The sequence below is a fragment of the Bradyrhizobium sp. Leo78 genome (assembly GCF_059512425.1).
On sequence record NZ_JCAMOT010000013.1, the window covers coordinates 109152 to 128484 of the forward strand.

Here is a 19333-nt window from a genome sequence, read left to right on the forward strand (position 1 = left end):
GCCGTCGATTGCTTGGGAATTCCTGAGCTCGAACTATTTCTTAATTTTTTTTCGGTGCCGCGCTTCGGCATGTCTCTACGCAGAGGAAAAGCGTCGCTTCGAGTGACGTCATCCACGTGAAATCAGCTTCACGTCAAAGTCTTTGCCGAGAGATCAAGCCATGTCCGTCCAGCCTGCCGCCGACCGATCCCGCCGCGCCACCCTCAAGAACAACTTGCTCGTTGGCGTTAGTGCCGCTGCGCTGCTGCTCGGCAGCATTGCGGGGGCGCAGGCGCGCAGCCTGGGGAGCACAAGCGCGGGTTCGGGTTCGGCTACGGCAGCCACTGCCACGGCCGCGCAGTTGGCCGCTCAGCAGTCGTCGCTCGCGGCCAAGCAGGCGCTGGCGTCGATGGCGCGCGCGGCGGCTTCATTGCAGGCACTGCGCGACGGTCAAGCCGCCGCGCGTGCGGCGGCGCTGGCGGCACAAAGCATGGTCCCGAACGGACTGACGCCCGGAGGACTGGTGACGGCGCCGGGGGCCGGAGCCGTCCCGGGCGTCTGGACCGGCGCCGATCTGCCGACGCAGTCGCAGAGCGGAGGCCGCACCACGGTGACCGTCAGGCAGACCGAGCAAAAAGCAATCCTGAACTGGTCCAGCTTCAATGTCGGCCGCGAGACAGATCTGTATTTCAACCAGACCGCCGGTCGTGCTGACGCAGCCAACTGGATTGCGCTCAATCGTGTCACCGATCCGACGCTGGCTCCAAGCCGGATCCTCGGCACGATCAAGGCCGACGGACAAGTCTACGTCATCAACAAAAACGGCATCATCTTCGGCGGATCGAGCCAGATCAACGTCAACACGTTCGTCGCCTCGTCGTTGAGCCTGTCGGATGAGCAGTTCCGTGCCGGCATCAACAAACAGCTCATGGTCTTCGACGATCCATCAGGCAGCAATATTGCCAAGCCGCAGTTCGGCTATCTCGGACAACAAAACCCGAACCAATTTGTCGGGCTCGACGATCCCAGCCAGGTCGCAGGCGCGATCATCGGCGACGCTCCGGGCGATGTGCGGATCGAGGCCGGCGCGCAGATCACAATGGCGAGCGGCGGCAAGGCCCTTGTCTTTGCGCCGCATGTCCTCAACTCCGGCCGTATCTCGGCACCCGACGGCCAGGTCATCATGGCGGCGGGCGAACAGATCTACCTCGCGACCGATCTGTCTGGCGTTCGTGGTCTCGACGTCGCCGTCTCGGCGCCGATGCGCTGGATGTTCGACTACTACCATATGGCGACAGTGACCGGTCAGGGAAACTGGGTCGGCGACAACGACTACACGCTGGGCCTGAAGAACATTGTGTTCCCGGAGATGGCGGCGCGTGGCGCTTCGGTCGGTTACAACGTCGTCAATAATGGCATGGTGCGGGCCGACCACGGCAACATCACCCTGATGTCCCGCGAGATCGTGCAGAACGGCGCGCTCGAGGCCTCGACCGCGTTGAACAACCGCGAAGGCTCCATCCGGCTGCGCGCCTGGGGTGAGGGCATGACGTCCTACGGCAGCTCGATGCCTGTTGGATCGCCACTGCGCTACTGGTCGACTGGTACGTTAATTCTGGGATCAGGCAGCGTCACCACGGCGATGCCGGACCTCACTGATACCAGTGACATCGAGCTAACGTCGCTGGCGACGCGTTACAGTCCCGGTCGCATCGAGATGCGCGGAAAATTCATCGATATCGAGGCCCGGGCCAGCGTCATCGTGCCGGCCGGCACCATCAGCATCGTTGCCAGCACATCGCCCCTGTCTGGCGATGTTCCCATCACAGGGGAGCCGGTGAAGCGCGACGGCAGCCGCGTGTATATCGGCGAAGATGCCTACCTCAGCGTCGCGGGTCTGCAGGACGTCTTGCTCACCATGGAGAGCAACGTCGTCACCGGTGAATTTCGTATCAACGAACTGCGCGATTCGCCTTTGTATCGTGACTCGTGGCTGCGCGGACTGACAGTCAGCGTCGACAAGCGCGTCAGCGGCTTGTTCGGGGACGGGCCTATGGCCGACGTCAACTGGATCGCAGGTTCGCCCGGCAAATGGGTTGGCACGCCGCTAGGCGATTTCTCCGGCTGGATCGGGGTTGGCAAGACAACGCTGGGTGAGCTGTCCACCAAGGCAGGTTCGATCTTCATCAAGTCGAGTGGCTCGATCATAACCCGCGAAGGTTCATTGCTCGACGTCTCTGGCGGCTCGGTGCGCTATGCGGACGGCTGGATCACCACGACCAAGATTCTGGGGGCGGACGGTCGAGTCTACGATATCGGTGCGGCGACGCCCGATCGTCTCTATGTCGGTCTCGCGGGTGGCTTCACTCGCAGGCATGAGCGTGCCGGCATCACCGAGACCTGGCGCAACCCGTTGGATCGCAGCAACGGCACGCGGTTCGAACGGGGCTATACCGAAGGCCGCGATGCCGGTTCGATCCAGTTCTTCGCCGCAGAAGCCATGGTGCTCGAGGGTAGCTACTGGGGCGGGGTCATCACGGGGGAACGGCAGGCGGCGTCCGGCCAACTCGCCACCGCCGGCACGTTCACGATTGGGGGCAACGCCGACGAGCATCGCCAGTGGCTGCTGGGCAATCTCATCATCGCTGCCGAGCCGGAGAAGCTGCCTGCCAACTTTGCCGCGAGCAGCCCGTTGGATGCGAAATGGTACCACGGCACTCAGGATAGGGATCTATCGGTTCGCGATAAGACCACCTATCTCGATTCCGATGTGCTGGCCGAAGCCGGCATGTCGAAGCTTGCCTTCTATGTCGCCAACAGTTTCACGCTCGGCAAGGACGAGAAACTCGAGCTTGCATCGGGCACGACGTTCAACGTGATTGCCAATGTCGGCACTCAAAATCCGGCCAGCTTTGCTGTTGACGGCAGCATTCGCATTGCTGGCGGCAATGTCTGGTTTGCCGGCGCGGAGACGGCGACCTTCGGTCGCGGCGCCGCGATCGATGTCAGTGGCGAATGGATCAATGGCCCGGGCGGGGCGCAGCTTCCCGTGATCAAGGGCGGCACGATCCAGCTCACCGGCGACTTCGCGCCGGGCATCACCTTGGACGTGTCCGGCGGCGGCTGGTACGACACGCGCGGCGCCAAGCCGAAGTTGAAACTCGGCGATGCCGGCGCCATCACGCTGTCGGTCACGGATGCCAATCAGTTGTCGGAACTCGATCTGCGCGGCTACGCGGCAGGTTCGGGTGGCTCACTCACGATTATTACGTCAGGATCGGTCCAGGTAGGCGGCACCGCTCCGGCGGATCCCGCCGTGTTGCGGCTGTCGGAGACGCTCTACAGCGAACGTGGCTTCCGCGCCTTGTCGTTGACGAGTACGGGAAACATTACCGTCGCGGACGGCGCCACGATCTCGCAGCTTCCGTTGAATGTCGATCTCGCCGGCGTCGATGTTTCCGCCTTTGCATCGGGCACGCCGATTACTGCAATTGGCAAGCTCGCGTTGCTCCCGACGGCGGACCGGCTGGATCGTAAGGCAACTTCTCTGTCAGTGATCGGCGACAGCGTCGCGGTCGGCGCCGGCTCCGTGGTGCGGACCGATGTCCGCGGCTCCGTCACGCTGACTGCCATCGGTCATAAGGATCCCGCTACCGATACCACCATCCCCGGCGACGTGATCGTGCGTGGCGTGATCGACGCGCCGGCGGGCTCGATCTCCGTGTCCGCCAATGGCGAGCTCGCGCTCACGGCAGGAGCGCAACTGCTGGCACGCGGCACATCGGTGACGGAGATCGACGCGCGAGGTCTACGCTCCGGGACGGTGCTGGCCGGAGGCGGTGTCAGCCTTGCTAATGCGGCGGTGATGAAGATCGAAGCTGGTTCGCTGATCGATGTCTCGGGCGCGAGCGGCACCTTCGACCTGGCGATGGGACGGGGCGCGGTCTCGACCTATAGCCTCGCCAGCAACGGCGGTACGATTGCGCTCAATCTGAGCGGCGCCGCCAACGATCTGATCGCCGGCACTTTCCTCGGCCGTTCCGGCGGCGCCGGCGCCATCGGCGGAACCATCGACATCGCGGTCAGCAGCTTGTCCGAGCCGACCGAACCGGTGTTGCTGCCGACGACCCTCTATTATATCGATCGCGATACCGGTGCGATCATATCGTTCAATACGCGTGGCAACCTCGACGTCTATCACGAGTATAGCTCGGGCAGTGATACAGCGTTCCGCTACAGCACGGTTCGCAGCCAGATATTGACGGCGACCGGCAGCCTGATCCGCGGCGGCGGACTTGGCATTGTCGATCTCGACGCCGACACCACGCCGAGCGGGCTGTCCCAGCCATTGGCGTCGGTGATGCCGGCCAGCGCGGCGCAGCTCGCGCTCCTTGAGCGCAATTTCTATACCGACGCGGACGCCACACAGCGTGTGGTATTGCCGACCGCGGCGATCAAGGTCACCAAGATCTCCGCCGATACGGTGAACAATGGCGGCTTCGCCAATCTCAAGGCGAACACCAGCGGATTCATGGTGGCGCCCGGCATCGATCTTTCGTTCGGCAAATCAATCTCGATCGGCGGCGCGATCATCAGCGGCGGCGCAGGAACGACCAAGCTGACCGCGCCCTATATCGCGCTCCTCGGAGCATCCGGTTCCGCCGGCCCGGCCGGCGCCGGCAAGATCGCGCTAACCGCCGATCTGATCGACATCACCAGAACGGCCTTTACCGGATTCGCTGAAACGCAACTGCTGGCGCGCGATCTCAGGATGGGCGGCCTGCTGACCGATCTGCTGTCAAACCGCACCTCGTCGCTCGATGCAGACGGCCGTCTCGAGCTGAAGGTCGGGCAGGTTTATCCGGCCACCGGCATCGTTGCTTCGATCAGAGCCGGCACGCAATTGGTCATCGAGCGCAACGGCGATACAGGGCTGCCGCTGTCAGCTGCTGGCACTTTGAACCTCGAGGCGCCAGTGATCGCGCAGAATGGCGTGGTGCGCGCGCCATTTGGCCGCATCACTTTCACCGCGACGGACAGCATCGCACTGGGCGCTGGAAGTATCACGTCGGTGTCCGGCGACGGTCTCGTGCTTCCTTATGGGACCTTGAGCAACGACGAGTTCTGGATCGATCCGATCACGAGACCGACCACGGGCAATCCGACGCCAACGCTGAGCAAGCTGCCGGAAAAGAATATCGTCCTCAATGCGCCCGGCGTCACGCTCGCGGCCGGTTCGGTTGTCGACATTCGCGGTGGCGGCGATCTTTATGCTTGGGAGCACGTCCCCGGCCCCGGCGGCTCGCACGACGTGCTGACCCAGCCAGAACTTTACGCGATCATGCCGGGGCTGAATGTATCGACGGCTTCACAGGATCAAGTCTGGCTTGCCGGGGGCAATGGCCTCGCCGCTGGCTGGTATGCCTTGCTGCCGGCGCGCTATGCCTTGCTGCCCGGGGCGTACGCGGTGTCCGTCGTAAAGGGATCTGCGGGCAAGGAGGTCCCCAATTCCGTGCCGATGGCGGATGGTTCGGTGCTGATGAGCGGTTACCGGGCAGATGCCTATGGCGGCGGCTTCGAGCAGCTCCGCTCGACGTGGCGGGTGATGTCGGGCTCGACCTTGCGCAGCTACAGCGAATACAACGAGGCCTTCGCTAACACCTACTTCGCATCCGATGCGTTCAAACTTGGGCAATACCGTCTCACCGGCATCAATATCGTCACGCCGCGGCTTCCAACCGACGGCGGATCGGTGGTGTTCAAGGCGACAACCGAGCTCGTGCTGCAAGGTCTGCTGCAGTCGCAACCGGCTGTGGGCGGTCGCGGCGGCCTGGTGGATATCGCCGGGAGCAGGATCGCGATTGTCGGCAGCGGTCAGGATCGCAGCGATCTGACCGGCTATCTGGTGGTCGACGCGAACTCGCTCAGCAATTTCGGCGCCGGCAGTCTGTTGATCGGTGGCGTTCGCAGTGGTGACACGAGAGGCCTGCGTATCGATGTGACAGCGAGTGACGTTGTCATTCGCAACGATGCGACGAGCGCGTTGACGGGATCGGAAATCCTCTTTGCGGCGAGCGGCACCATCCACGTCGGCGACGGCAGCGTCATCCTCGCAAGGGGAACAGCGCCGGGCAGCAGCGTTGATCTCGTGATGGCGCCGCAGGTCAAGGCGGTCTACGGCGACCTCGGCGGCGTGAGCGATGGCAATCCCGACAACGATGTGCTGTTGAGCCCGTCGAAGGATTACGGTGCGCTGCTTCGTGTCTCCACCGGCAATGCTGTCAAGGTGCTGCGCGAGAATGTCGATATCACGATGGGCGGGATCGTGACGATCGGCGCCAATGCGACACTTGCGGGAGGCAATGCGCTGCTGATCGATGCGACGCAGAACACGGTGGTTGCCGGCAATGCGAATCTTTCAGGCGCGGCGCTGTCACTGTCGAGCGGCCGGATCGGCTTCGGCGGCGGCACCTCCGGCCTCGTTCTCGATGCGGTGTCACTGGCGCAACTGGCCAATACGCAGTCTCTCACCTTGCGCAGCTACAGCACGATCGACGTCTACACCTCCGTCAATCTCGGCGGTGCCGGTCTGAACGCGGTGACGCTGGATTCTGCCGGGCTGGTTGGTTACGGCAATGGTGCCATCGCGATCAGCGGTCGCAGCATCGCACTCGACAACAGCGGCGGCAGCTTCAGCAGCCCCGTCGGTGCCGGTCATCTCCAGCTGACACTGAACGCCGACGAAATCGTTCTTGGCAGCGGCAACAAGGTATTGCGGGGCTTCGACGCGGTCACGCTGAATGCGGGCCGCCAGATCGTCGGGCAGGGCAACGGCAGCATCGAAGCCGATATGGCGACCGTGACGTTGGCTAGTCCGGTGGTGACCGGGCGCGGCGGCGCATCGCAATCGATCCTCACCCAGAGCGCGCTTCGGGTGATCGGTGGCGGCGATAGCGCCATCGATCGTCCCGAACTCAGCCTCGGCACCCGTTTTTCGCTGACAGGATCGAGCGTCGATCTCAGTGGGCGCATCGTGGCGCTTGGAGGTGCCGTCAATCTGACTGCGACCGGCGGCAATGTCGTGATCGGCCAAGGCGGTCTGATCGATGTCGGTGGCTCCAGGAAGGAGTTCTTTGACGTCGCGCAATTCGCCGATGCAGGCAGCATTGCATTGACGGCGGTTGGCTCGGTGCTACTGACTTCGGGCGGAACGCTCAATCTTGCCGCGCATGCCGACGGCGGCGCGGCAGGCAAGCTCTCGATGGCCGCATCGAACGGCGGCACCGTGGTGCTCGACGGGCGCATCCAGGCCCAGGCGAAGGCCGGCGAGAAGGGCGGTTCGTTTGCGCTGGACATTGCGACGCTGCCGGACTTTGCCGCCATGAGCCAGACGCTGAACTTGTCGGGCTTCTCCGCGTCGCGGCAGTTCCGGATACGCTCCGGCAATGTTGTGATCGACGGCATCACCAATGTCGCGGACTTCGCGCTGGTCGCTAACCGGGGCTCAGTCACGCTGGCGGGCGTGATCGACGCTCGTTCGGAATATGGCGGCAAGATCGCAGTCAGCGCCGGCAACGGGCTGACGATGCTGAGCTCCGCCCGGCTCCAGGCCGGCGCCACCGGCGAATTCGGTGGCGGGCGCGTGACGCTGGAAGCCAGCGGCGGCCAGTTGGATCTGCGCGGCGGCAGCATCGACGTTTCCGGCGCCGAGGGTGGTCGTGTACGCTTCCGCGCGCTGCAGTCGGCCGGTCACGACGAGATCGCTGTCAGCAATCTACAGGCCAGTATCGTCGGCGCACGTTCCGCCGTGCTCGAAGCCGTCAGCGTCTATGACAGCAGCTCGGTTGACGCGGTCCGCGCGGCGGCGATTGCCGACGCCAACAATTTCGCTGGCCATGCCGCGGCCATTGCTGCCCGCCTCAATGCCTCGGGCAGCCTTGCCGTGATGCCCGGCATCGAGATCCGTAGCTCGGGCGACCTCGTCGCCGAAACCGACTGGAATCTGTTCGCCGACTTCGGTGCCAACGCCCGCGCCGGCGGGCTGACGCTGCGTGCGGCCGGTAATCTCATCATCCTTGGCCATCTCAGCGACGGCTTCTCGGCGGCGGACCGGAGTGGTGTATTGCAGGATGCCGCGTCATGGGATCTGCGGCTCGTCTCCGGTGCCGATCTGACATCTGCGAACGCACTTGCGGTCGCTCCGCTGGCGGCTCTGCCATCAGGCAGCGGTTCGCTCATTGTTGGCGATGCCACCGCCGGCAAGGTCGTCCGCACCGGCACCGGTGATATCGATGTCGCGGCCGGCCGCGATCTGGTTCTGGCGCACAACGAATCCGTCATCTACACGGCGGGACGGGCTGACCCGACCTCGTTTGCCGATTTCATTGTGCCGGTGAATGCGACCTATGGCATCAACGGCGGTAATCTCAGAATTTCGGCGCAGGGCAGCGTGGGGTCGGTGCTGCCGGCCAATCCGGACGACAACCAGTTGTTCGTGGAATGGCTGAAGAAGGCCGGTACGACCGACAGCAGCTATGTCTATCTGCCGGGCCAGCAGAGTTCATGGTGGGTCGATTACGGCAATTTCCAGCAGGGCGTCGGTGCGCTCGGCGGCGGCAACGTGTCGGTCAACGCGGGCGGTGATCTGGTCAACCTGCTGGTGGCGCTGCCGACCAATGGCCGCGTCCGCGGCGGACTGTCGAGCGGCGAACGCAAGCTTCTCGAAGTCCGCAACGGCGGCCTGATGGAGGTCGAAGCCGGCGGCGCGATCCGCGCAGGCTATTACTATGCGGGACGTGGCGCGGGCACCATCACCGCCGGCGAATTCACCGTCGGACGCACGGTGTCTGTACAGAAGTCGGAGACGCAGATCGATGCTTATTTCATCGCGCCCGTGATTGCGCTTGGCGACACGACGATGAAGGTCAGAACCGCTGGTGACCTGCTCCTGCAGACGGTCATGGATCCCCTGATGCTCAACTCCGACCCCCTGTTGCTCGGCGGTCAGAGTTTCTACAACGCCCATATGAGCGGCTACACCGATCGGACGGCGCTCGACCTGCTGGCGGTTGGCGGCAACGTCACGTTGGCCAACCAGGGGAGATTTCTCTCCAAGGACATCGATGTGTCCGGCTTCGTCTACACGAGCGATATCGACTATTCGATCATCGGTCTGATGGCGACCAATCTCTATCCCTCGATGACGCGCATCGCTGCTCTCAACGGATCGGTGACCAACCGCAGTCGTTTCTACACGGCTCCCGGAAGCCATCCCGAACTCCGTATCCTCGCCGAAACAGATGTGACGCTCGGTGAAATCAGCATGTCACGGGCAAATCTCGAGATGATGCCTTCGCCTTTCAGGCCTGTGGGCGGAGGCTCAGGCGCGGATATCCAGCTCGTGACGTCTCCGTTCGATCCCGATTTCCAATCGCCGGCGAACAGTGGATTTCATGCCCTGTTGCTCAATGTCATGACGTTCGAGAATCCGATCAGCTACAATTCGCATCGCGGCTATATCGAAAGCGTTCGCAATCCGGATCACTTGCCTAACGAGGGCGACGAGGAGCCCAGCCGTATCTTTGCAAGAAGCGGCACTATATTGGGCTCGCCGATCGTTGCCGCGGGCAACCTGATGCGCCTCGGCAAGGTCACCACCAACGAGCAGACTTGGTTCCGTGCCGGGGGTGATATTCGCAATATCAGCTACGACCTGCGTAACGTTCATCGTTCTGACGTCTCGCTGCTCGAGGCCGGCAACGATATCATCGGCTACAACATCGATATTCAAGGCCCAGGCATGATTGCACTGGCGGCGGGGCGAGACGTCTATAGCACGAACTTCGTGATCAACAGTCGTGGTAACTACTACGCGTACGCCGACAACCGCCCGGTCGAGACCTCGGAGGTTCGGGGACTGCCGCGCGACGGCGCCGCGATCTCCGTGATGGCCGGCCTCAAAGGCAAGCAGCCCTCCTACGATGCGCTGGCGGCAGCTTATCTCGATCCTGCCAATGTCACGGCGATGCCGGATTACCTGAAGGTGACGATCGATGGCGTCATGCTGCCAATCTATCTGACCGACGCCTTCGACACGCGCGGCGGATCTTCGCACAAGGTCAGGTCCGGCCTGGTCTCGTTCATCCAGGAGATCACCGGCGAGACATTGTCGCCGCTCGACGCCTGGGCGCGCTTCCAGTCATTGCCTGCGCTGACGCAGCAGCGCTTCCTGCGCCAGGTGTATATTCAGGAGTTGAAGGCTGCCGGCGACGATCAAAACACGCTCGATGCGGATGATCGGCCGATCCACGGCGGCTACAAGCGTGGCTACACCGCGATCGAGACCCTGTTCCCCGGCAAGGACTGGAGCGGCGATATCAAGATCGGCAACACCGCGTTCCTCACTATGGCTGGCGGCGGTATCGAGACGCTGACACCGGGCGGCGGACTACAGGTGGCGGCGCTGGGCACGGTGGTGCCGCCGGGCGCCGGCCTGGTCACGCTTGGTTATGGTGACATCAACATCTTTGCGCGCGACAGTGTGACGGTGAACCGCTCGCGCATTCTCACCTTCGCCGGCGGCGATGAGGTGATCTGGTCGACGCACGGCGATATCGACGCCGGCCGCGGTGCCAAGACCACGCGCGTGCCGTCGGCGCCGGAAATCGTCACCGATGCCGACGCCGTTACGAAGGTCATGGAAAAGGCTGACATTTCCGGCAGCGGCATCGGCACCATCATCGGCTTCACCGGTGTCGAGGCCGGCGACGTCTCGTTGATCGCTCCGGTCGGCACGGTGGATGCGGGCGACGCCGGAATCCGGGTCAGCGGCAATTTCACCGTGGCGGCGATGTATGTGCTCAACACCGACAACATCAAGGTCGGTGGCGAGACCAAGGGCGTGCCGAAGGCGCCGCCCGCGGCCGTCAATCTGCCGGTCGAAACCAAGGACAAGGCGGCGGCCGACGCGACCAAGGACGCGACGCAGCAGCCCGCGAATGAGCGACCGTCGATCATCATCGTCGAACTGCTTGGCTTTGGCGGCGAGAGCGATTCGGAAACGCTGCGACGCGATGAAGAGCGGCGTCAGGAGGAAGAACGTCGTAAGGAAGAAGAGCGTCGGAGGAACGATCGGCGCAGTTACAACTATGATCAGACGAGTCCGGTTCAAGTATTGGGGGCCGGTGCGCTGTCGGATGTGCAGACCGAGGCTCTGATCTACGAGAAGAAAAAGCAGGTGCGCTGACCCCAAATGTGGCCGATATCACCAGCGACTCTCCGGGTATTGTCGACCGGCGGCTGGGGCTTCGGCCGCGGAGTCTGATCAACACGCCGCTGACTGAGCGCAGCAATCAATCTCTTGAGAAACCAAACTCAGGCAGGGTCATAGACCCGACGACCTTCCGCGCTCGGTTCGAGATCGAGGACGCTACGGACGGATCTCTTGCGATCCTCGGACGGATTGCTTCCAAACGTGGATTTGTACGCCTTGCTGAGATGGGATCCGTCGACAAATCCGGTTTCCGCAGCGATGGCGGCAAGCGTCATCTCAGTCTTCATCATCCAGCGTGCATGCTTCAACCGCAAGCGCAAATAGGCGTTCTGAGGAGACTGGCCCGTCTCGTCCTTGAACAGCCGCTCGAGTTGACGTGTGCTGAGGCGGACCTTCGCCGCCAGCCGGGCAATGGAAAGGGGGGACGACAGGTTCTGCTCCATGATCAACAAGGCGCGCGAGATCCGACTATCGTTGCCCACGAACTCCGTAGGCGGAGCCGATTGAGCCGATGAGCCCGGTCGCATCCGGTCGATCTGCATGATGTGAAGCGCTTTCTGCGCGTTGGACAGGCCAAGGCGCAACTCGACGATATGCGCCGCAAGATAGGCCGCGCCGATCCCGCCCGAGCACGTGATGCGCCGCCCGTCGACAACGAACAATTGGTCCGCAATCGGCAACGTGTCGCCGAACTCCTCCAGGAAGTCGCGATAGTGGTACCAACTGATGCAGCACTTCTTCTGGCGCAGGAGGCCCAGGCGCCAGAGAATGAAGCTGCCGGTGCAGACACCGACGATCGCCGCGCTGGACTCGGCCGCCGTCAAAAGATATTTGCCGGTGCGCTCGTCGATCTGCGGACCGTCGTGAAGCAGGCCTCCGACCACAACGATGTAGTCGAGCTCGGACGGGTCGATGAATTTGGAGGTGGGCGTGACCAGCACGCCGCTGCTGGACCTGATTGGATCGCCGCCCGCGGACATGATGTGCCATTGGCATCGGATTGGACGGCTGTTGTCCCCGTCGTCGGCCGCCAATCGCACGACATCCAGGAAGTTCGAGAACGCCGTCAGCGTGAAGTTGTTCGACAATATAAAGCCGACGCGAAGCGGTCGTATCGTTCTCTCCATCCTTGCCTCCGAGCGTATCCGCGCGAGGGCCGGGGCTTCGGCCTTGTCGTGGAACCGCATCTCCCCAACCTCGCGATCGGGGCGCCATATTGCGGGTATTACGAAAGCAAAAACAAGACCATTCGGGAGGCCGCGAACCCGGGCTCTGCGCCAGCGACCTGCCCAAGCTGGGGGCCGCAGCAGATCGATCGCTCAGGTCGGGCTGTCGTCGTCCAGATCGATGTAGGAAGGATCGCGGCCTGTAACGGCCGGGAACTTCTCGAGCGCCTCCCGTGACAACGACGTCGTCCTCTGGTTGCTGAGGGGATGGCAATTGATCGTTGCCACGCCGCCCAATTTTTGGTCCAGCACAACCCTGACTTTTCGTTCCTTGTCGTTAACAACCGCCAGCACGGAGACGGCGCCGGGTTGGATGCCGAGCAACTCCAGCAGCGCATCGGCCGATCCGAACGACAGACCTCCTTTCGCTCCGATCTTTCGAGCCAACTGCTTGAGATTGATGACTGCGTCCTCGTCGGTCACGAAAAGAAAGTAGTTCTTCTTGCCGTCGCGCAGGAACATGTTCTTGGTGTGCAAGCCGGGAATATCGCCGCGAAGGCTCTTCGACTCCTCGACGGTGTGCACCGGCGGGTGTTGGAAAGTGCGTGCCTCGATGCCGTTGCTCTCGAGATAGGCCAGAAGTTCGTCGCTCTGGTTCATGCTGCTGCCCATAGATCGCTTTCTCTAGCCGCTGCTCATGCTGGCCGCAATGGCAGCTTGATGTGTGAGGCATTGCCGCCACCACGAAGCAGCTCGATCCGCAGTGGACCTGTCGCGGGGATGCGCTGGAAATGGTCCGCATCGGCGCCCGCGAGAGACAATCTGATCCTGCTCCCCGCCAGAAAGGTCCAGGCGACAGGGAGCAATGAGAAACGAAACAAATGAGGTTGGCCAGGCACCAGCTCTCGCGCCTGATCTCGCGTGCAAGCGTGGAATATGCCAGGCGTCTGATAGTTGCTTGGCATGGGACTTTCCGCCCGATGGAGCGCGCGAAGGCACCCTTCGCTGACGTAGAGAGATTCTCCGTCAGGAAGTATCTCGGAGAGATAGGCGTGGATTGCAAAATCGGGTGCCGGAACTGATATCCAGAGATTGACCAGGCAATGGCCGCTCAGTTCGGTGTTGTGAGGCAATTCGGGGCCTGTGTAGTTCAGCATGGAGCGGTCACGGCCATCCCAGTCCGTATAATACTGCCGGCTGTCGATCGCAGCGATCCGCTCGTATCGCGTCTGTCTGCCTGTTCCCGCACCAAAGTCGATCTCGTGAGAGTCGGTCGCCGCTTTGCCTGCCGCATCGGCGAGCTTTCCGTCGAGCGCCAGGAATAGCGTTTTCGATGCGTCGAACGGCGGCCAGGTATCAGCACAGCGCCACCTCTCGTCATGTACAGAGAAATAGTGCACCGGCTTCTCCGAGCGGAGGCCGGTGTCATGTCCGGCGAGGTGCTCGTCGAAGAACCTCAAGACCTCAGCGAGAATGTCGAATTCCGGGAGTTCGTCCGCACGCCACCGTGAGCAATTGATGCGTGCGCCATGATCCCACGGGCCGAGGAGAAGGTACTTGTTCTGGTTCGGCAAGGTGAGAAACCGGCTGATCGCTCCGTTCGCGTAGCCAGCGCCGTCCATCCAGCCGGAGACGGAATAGACCGCCACATCTCTCCTGATGCCCTCGCAATAGTTCGCCGGGCTGATGGCATCGGACGAGTGCCCGGCGAATTGGGAAAGGGTGGCGCTCCTGAATTCCATGGCGCGCATCAGCTCCGGCATGCGGAAATTGCCGGAGTGTTCGTCGATTGCCGCTCTGCAGTCGGAGCCGTCCGGATCGTCATCGACGGGATGCGGTCCCCTGAAGGCGGGATTGGAGTAGTAGACGAACTCCTTGAGCAGATCGCGCTGATCCTGGTCGAGGCCGGCCATCAGGCGATCGTAGACATCGGCGAGATTGGTCAGAAGTATCCCGCCGGGGTAATAGTTATCCAGATAGGTGTCCCAGACAGAGAACAGTGGGGCGATCGCCTTGACGGCAGGATGCGATGTCGAAGCAAGGAAATCGCTGGCCGCCCCGAGATAGGATATCCCGGTCGCGCCGATCGCGCCGTTCGCCCAGGGTTGTTGGACGATCCATTGGGCCACCTCGTAGGCGTCGTCTCGCTCGCGGGGTGACCTGAAAATGTCGCGCGTACCGAAGCTCGCTCCCGTGCCTCTGACGTCGACGACGACAAGCGCGTATCCTCGCGGGACGAAGGTATCGCGATATTTGGCGACGTTCGGCGACGGCTCGACATTCTTGGCCGCGGGATCGACAGCGAAGCGCCGGTAGTATGGAGTTTGAATCAGGATGGTCGGCCAGGGTCCGCCCTGTTCCGGCCCGTCGGGAAGGTACACATCGGCGGCGAGCCGGCAGCCATCCCTCATTTTCAAGTAGATCGACTTCGGCAGAGTTACCTTGTGGGTCCCGGGCCTGCCGCGGATGTACCGGCTCGGCGGTACCATCCAGGCATCTCCGCGCATGTCGCTATCGGCCATCTGAAAATCCCGAAGTCCTGTCGTTTTGACGCCCGCGACAAGCTGCACGAGCAGGAGGGCCGATCATCACGGCTACACGTCCATAGGCAAGATGCGGGGCCGTACGTGTCGCGTCGTTACGCGAGCGATGTCGCAAGCTTCCAACCGCGAAAGGAAGCGAAAGTGCACATTGCTCCACGGTTCGAGTAACCGGGCCGCTCGGCTCATTGGCGAGCTGACCAGACACTCAGGGGAGATCAAATGGGAGATATCACGGTCTATCGGGCGCGGAAGGTTGTTACGATGGATCCGGGTCGTCCTTTCGCCCAATGCGTGGCGGTGAGAGATGGTCGTGTTCTGTCGACCGGCACGATCGAGACCATGCAGCCCTGGCTGAAGCGGTACCCCTACAAGATCGACGATACCTTTGCGGACAAGGTCATCCTGCCGGGATTCATCGATCCCCACACGCACTTCGCGTTCTCGGCCGGTTATCTCGCGATGCACTACATAGGCCCGATCGACTCGCCGGGACCGCACGGCATCAACAAGGGACTACGCACCCGCGCGGAGGTTCTCGCCAAGCTTCGCGAAGCTGCCAAGACTGACGCTGATCCGAGTGCACCGTTCATCGCCTGGGGATTGGATCCCGCATCCCAAGGCGGACATCTCCATCGCGACGAGCTCGATGCCATCTCCCTTGATCGGCCGATGTGGGTGATCTCTTACGCTCCGCATTTTATCTACCTGAACAGCGCGGCGCTGGAACGAGCCAAGGTTCCCGACAACACCAATGTGCACGGCGTGATGCGGTATCCGGACGGCAGGTTGAACGGACAGTTCGTTGAGCTGGAGGCGGGACGTCTCGCGCTCGGCGCGATGCGCGAAGCGATCGCGGAGCGTGGCGGCGTCGATGGCCTGAAGCGAATGGGAGACATCGCGCGCAAGGCCGGCGTCACCACGACCGCCGAAATGATCTTCGGCAAGGGAAACTTCGAGAACGAATGGGCGCTCCATGCGAAGGTGGTTCCGGACGAGAGCTTTCCGCTACGCATGGGCCTTGTTTCGCTCGAGCTCGCACTCTACGCCGATCACGGCAGCAAAGGCGCAGATTTTCTTCTCGATGCGATGACGAGGAGTGGCGACAAGCTCTTCTTTCATGGCGTGAAGTTTCTATCTGACGGGTCATTCCCGGCGATGTCCCTGCGGCTGAATTTTCCTGGTTATCTCGACGGAAGCAACGGCCTGCGCAATGATGTTCCGTGGGATGAGCTCCACGAGCGGATGCTTCCGTATTGGAAGGCGGGTATCCAGATCCACTGCCACGCAAACGGTGACGAAGCGGTGGATGCGTCGCTCAACGCCCTGGCCAAGCTTCAGAAGGCGCAGCCACAATTCGACCATCGTTTCACCTTGGAGCACTACTGCATCAGCACGCCCGACCAGGCCCGCCGGCTAAAGGCGCTCGGCGGCGTCGCCAGCGTGAACAATTATTTCGTGCACTATCGCAGTCAGCTTCACGCCGAAGAGGGGTTCGGGCCGGATCGCTCCGAGGCGGTGGCGCGATTGGGGTCCCTCGAGCGCGAAGGAGTGATCTTCGCGCTTCACTCCGACTACTCGCTGGTCCTCGTTCCGCTCCATCCGTTGACCGCCGCCTGGGTCGCGGTCAATCGCATCGCCCTGGATGGAAAGACGGTGCTGGCGCCGGGCGAACGGATCGGCGTCGAACGAGCGCTGCGTGCGATCACGATCGATGCCGCTTACGTGCTGGGCGCCGAACAGCGATTGGGCAGTCTGGAGCCGGGGAAGTTCGCCGACTTTGCCGTGCTCGAAGCTGATCCGTTCGAGGTCGATCCCGTCGATCTCAAGGACATCAAGATCTGGGGCACGGTTCTCGGCGGCAAGCCGCAACCCGCATGACAGCTGAATCCCGCGATCAAGCCGACGACGTCGCTGTGCCGGTTAATCCGACAGCCGGCAAAGAAACGCTGGCCATGTTGATGGGCATCTTTGAGGCCGCGAGGGTCGTTCCTCGCGCGGTCGCCCCGATATCGCTGCCTTTGACGATCGTCAGCGGATTCCTGGGGGCGGGAAAGACAACGCTGGTGAACCGTCTGCTTTCCGAGCCCGGGGGCAGGAGGATAGCCGTACTGGTCAATGATTTTGCGGCCGTAAACATCGACGAGGAACTGATCCGCTTTCAAAGCGAGGATACGATCGGCCTGACCAACGGTTGCGCATGTTGTTCGATCAACGGTGATCTCGTCAACGCGATTCAGCGATTGGTCGAGCGAGAGGAACCTCCCGACGCCATCATTCTCGAAGCGAGCGGGCTTGCGGATCCGCGCGGCATCGCGCAGGTGGCATTGGCTAATCCTGCGATACGGCTCGACGCCATCCTTACATTGGTGGATTGCGAAACATTTCCCGAGCGCATCAGGGATGAGAGAACCCGGCCGACGATGCTGGCGCAGTTGTCTGCGGCCGATATCGTCGTGATGAGCAAATCCGACCTCATCGAGGATCGGCGGGATATGATCAAGGGGCTGATCGAATCAGCGGCTCCGGGCCGCACCGTCCTCGAGGCGATGCACGGCGACATTCCTGCCGATATCGTGCTGGGTGTGAACGCTAGTCCCTCGTCGACATTCGGATGCTCAGACACCGGCCATCACACCTCATTCGCCTCGACAACGCGTAGCTGGTCGACGCCGGCAGACAGAGACGCGATCATGCGGGCGTTGCGCGAGCTTCCGCCGAATGTCATACGAGCAAAGGGTATCTTTTGCTTCAAGGACGACGAACAACGAAGATTCGTCTATCAGCGGGTCGGCAAGCGCGAGAGCCTTGAAGCCGTATCGGCTCCCTCATCGATTGCCCAGCATGCCTCGAGGCTCGTCCTGATCGGCTTCTCCGAGCAGTGGGATGAGGCCGAGGTATCCCGGCTCATACCATGACCAGGGGGTGGTGATGCCGCACTTCCGCCCAGTGTGGCGCACCCGGTTCGAGAGCGTCCAATCCGAAAGCCCGACGCGCCCCGGCGACGGCGTCGATCGGCGGGATGTCGCTTTCATCCAACAAGCGCGGCGAGCGGATGCTGGCGAGATCGTATCGGCAGGCGATAATAAATCGCAGTTATTCTGGCACGGGCACCCATGAGACGATTCTCTGCAATTTCCTTGTTTCGCGAAGCTCTCGGGGGCCACGAGACGTGGCCACGGCAGTGGCGTTCGCCCGAGCCGAAACCTGCCTACGATGTTGTGATTGTCGGAGGCGGTGGGCACGGTTTGGCGACGGCATTCTACCTGGCCGAACGGTACGGACTAACAAACGTCGCGGTCGTAGAGAAGGGATGGATCGGAGGCGGGAATACGGGCCGCAACACGACGATCATCCGATCGAACTATCTCTTTGACGAGAGCGCCAGGCTCTACGAGCATGCCCTGAAACTGTGGGAAGGGCTCTCGCAGCAGCTGAACTACAATATGATGTACTCCCCGCGGGGCGTCCTGATGTTGGCGCACAACATTCACGACGTCCAAAGCTTCAAGCGGCATGTCCATGCCAACAGGCTCAACGGTATCGACAATGAATGGCTGTCGCCACAAGAGTGCAAGGAGTTCTGTCCTGCGCTGAACGTTGGCGGCGCCATGCGCTATCCGATCCTTGGCGGCGCCTTGCAGCGGCGGGGCGGCACCGCTCGGCACGATGCTGTCGCATGGGGATACGCAAGAGCCGCGGACGCGCGTGGCGTCGACATCCTGGAAAACTGCGAGGTCCTCGGCATCCGCCGCGCCGCATCGGGCCGAGTGGAAGGGATCGAGACGTCAAGGGGCTTCATTCGAGCCGGCAAGATCGGAGTCGTTGCGGCCGGCAACACCAGCGTCGTCATGAACATGGCCGGGGTAAGGTTGCCGCTGGAGAGCTTTCCGCTCCAGGCTCTGGTCTCAGAGCCCGTCAAGCCGGCCTTTCCCTGCGTGGTGATGTCAAACACCATTCACGCCTACATCTCGCAATCCGACAAGGGAGAGATGGTCATCGGCGCCGGCACCGACGCCTACACATCCTATTCACAGCGGGGCGCGCTGCATATCGCAACCCATACGCTCGACGCCATCTGCGAGCTTGTGCCGATGTTCAGAAGACTACGGATGTTGCGCAACTGGGGGGGCATCGTCGACGTAACCCCCGATCGGTCCCCCATCGTGGCGAAGACGCCGGTGCCTGGGCTCTACGTCAATTGTGGCTGGGGCACTGGAGGATTCAAGGCGACGCCAGGTTCAGGCGACGTTTTCGCTTGGACGATCGCGAAGGATGATCCTCATCCGATCAACGCGCCTTTCACGATCGAGCGATTTCGCGATGGCGTGATGATCGACGAAGCCGCTGCTGCGGCGGTGGCCCACTAGTTTTGG

7 protein-coding genes are annotated in these 19333 nt (G+C 62.3%); 4 read left to right on the forward strand and 3 right to left on the reverse strand.

All coding sequences use genetic code 11. The features are described 5' to 3' along the window. Nucleotides 1–160: 160 nt before the first annotated feature. A complete protein-coding gene (locus AC5ZG1_RS18740; RefSeq protein WP_496133717.1) occupies nucleotides 161–11224 on the forward strand; it encodes a filamentous hemagglutinin family protein in 11064 nt (3687 codons plus the stop codon). Nucleotides 11225–11352: 128 nt separating this feature from the next. Here the strand turns inward: AC5ZG1_RS18740 and AC5ZG1_RS18745 are convergent, their stop codons facing one another. From AC5ZG1_RS18745 to AC5ZG1_RS18755, 3 genes are all read right to left on the reverse strand, one after another. Continuing rightward, nucleotides 11353–12378 (reverse strand): GlxA family transcriptional regulator, encoded by a 1026-nt coding sequence (locus AC5ZG1_RS18745; RefSeq protein ID WP_130222725.1) that lies wholly within the window; start codon nucleotides 12376–12378, stop codon nucleotides 11353–11355. A 192-nt stretch (nucleotides 12379–12570) separates the two neighbouring features. After that, the gene (locus tag AC5ZG1_RS18750; protein ID WP_496133718.1) at nucleotides 12571–13089 is read right to left on the reverse strand and encodes a prolyl-tRNA synthetase associated domain-containing protein; all 519 of its coding nucleotides are present in this window, start codon (nucleotides 13087–13089) and stop codon (nucleotides 12571–12573) included. Between the two features lie 23 nt (nucleotides 13090–13112). Then, nucleotides 13113–14939, reverse strand: coding sequence for a CocE/NonD family hydrolase (locus tag AC5ZG1_RS18755; protein ID WP_456641206.1), 1827 nt, complete (start codon nucleotides 14937–14939; stop codon nucleotides 13113–13115). 240 nt (nucleotides 14940–15179) lie between these two features. Between AC5ZG1_RS18755 and AC5ZG1_RS18760 the strand changes: the two genes are divergently transcribed. The 3 genes from AC5ZG1_RS18760 (at nucleotide 15180) to AC5ZG1_RS18770 (ending at nucleotide 19327) form a co-directional block, all read left to right on the forward strand. Next, nucleotides 15180–16838 carry an amidohydrolase gene (locus AC5ZG1_RS18760; protein WP_496133719.1) on the forward strand — a complete coding sequence of 553 codons (1659 nt, stop codon included), beginning with the start codon at nucleotides 15180–15182 and terminating at the stop codon, nucleotides 16836–16838. Further along, a complete protein-coding gene (locus AC5ZG1_RS18765; protein ID WP_496133720.1) occupies nucleotides 16835–17875 on the forward strand; it encodes a CobW family GTP-binding protein in 1041 nt (346 codons plus the stop codon). The genes AC5ZG1_RS18760 and AC5ZG1_RS18765 overlap by 4 nt, the downstream gene beginning before the upstream one ends. 198 nt (nucleotides 17876–18073) lie before the next feature. Further along, a complete protein-coding gene (locus tag AC5ZG1_RS18770) occupies nucleotides 18074–19327 on the forward strand; it encodes a sarcosine oxidase subunit beta family protein (protein ID WP_496133721.1) in 1254 nt (417 codons plus the stop codon). Nucleotides 19328–19333: the final 6 nt, after the last annotated feature.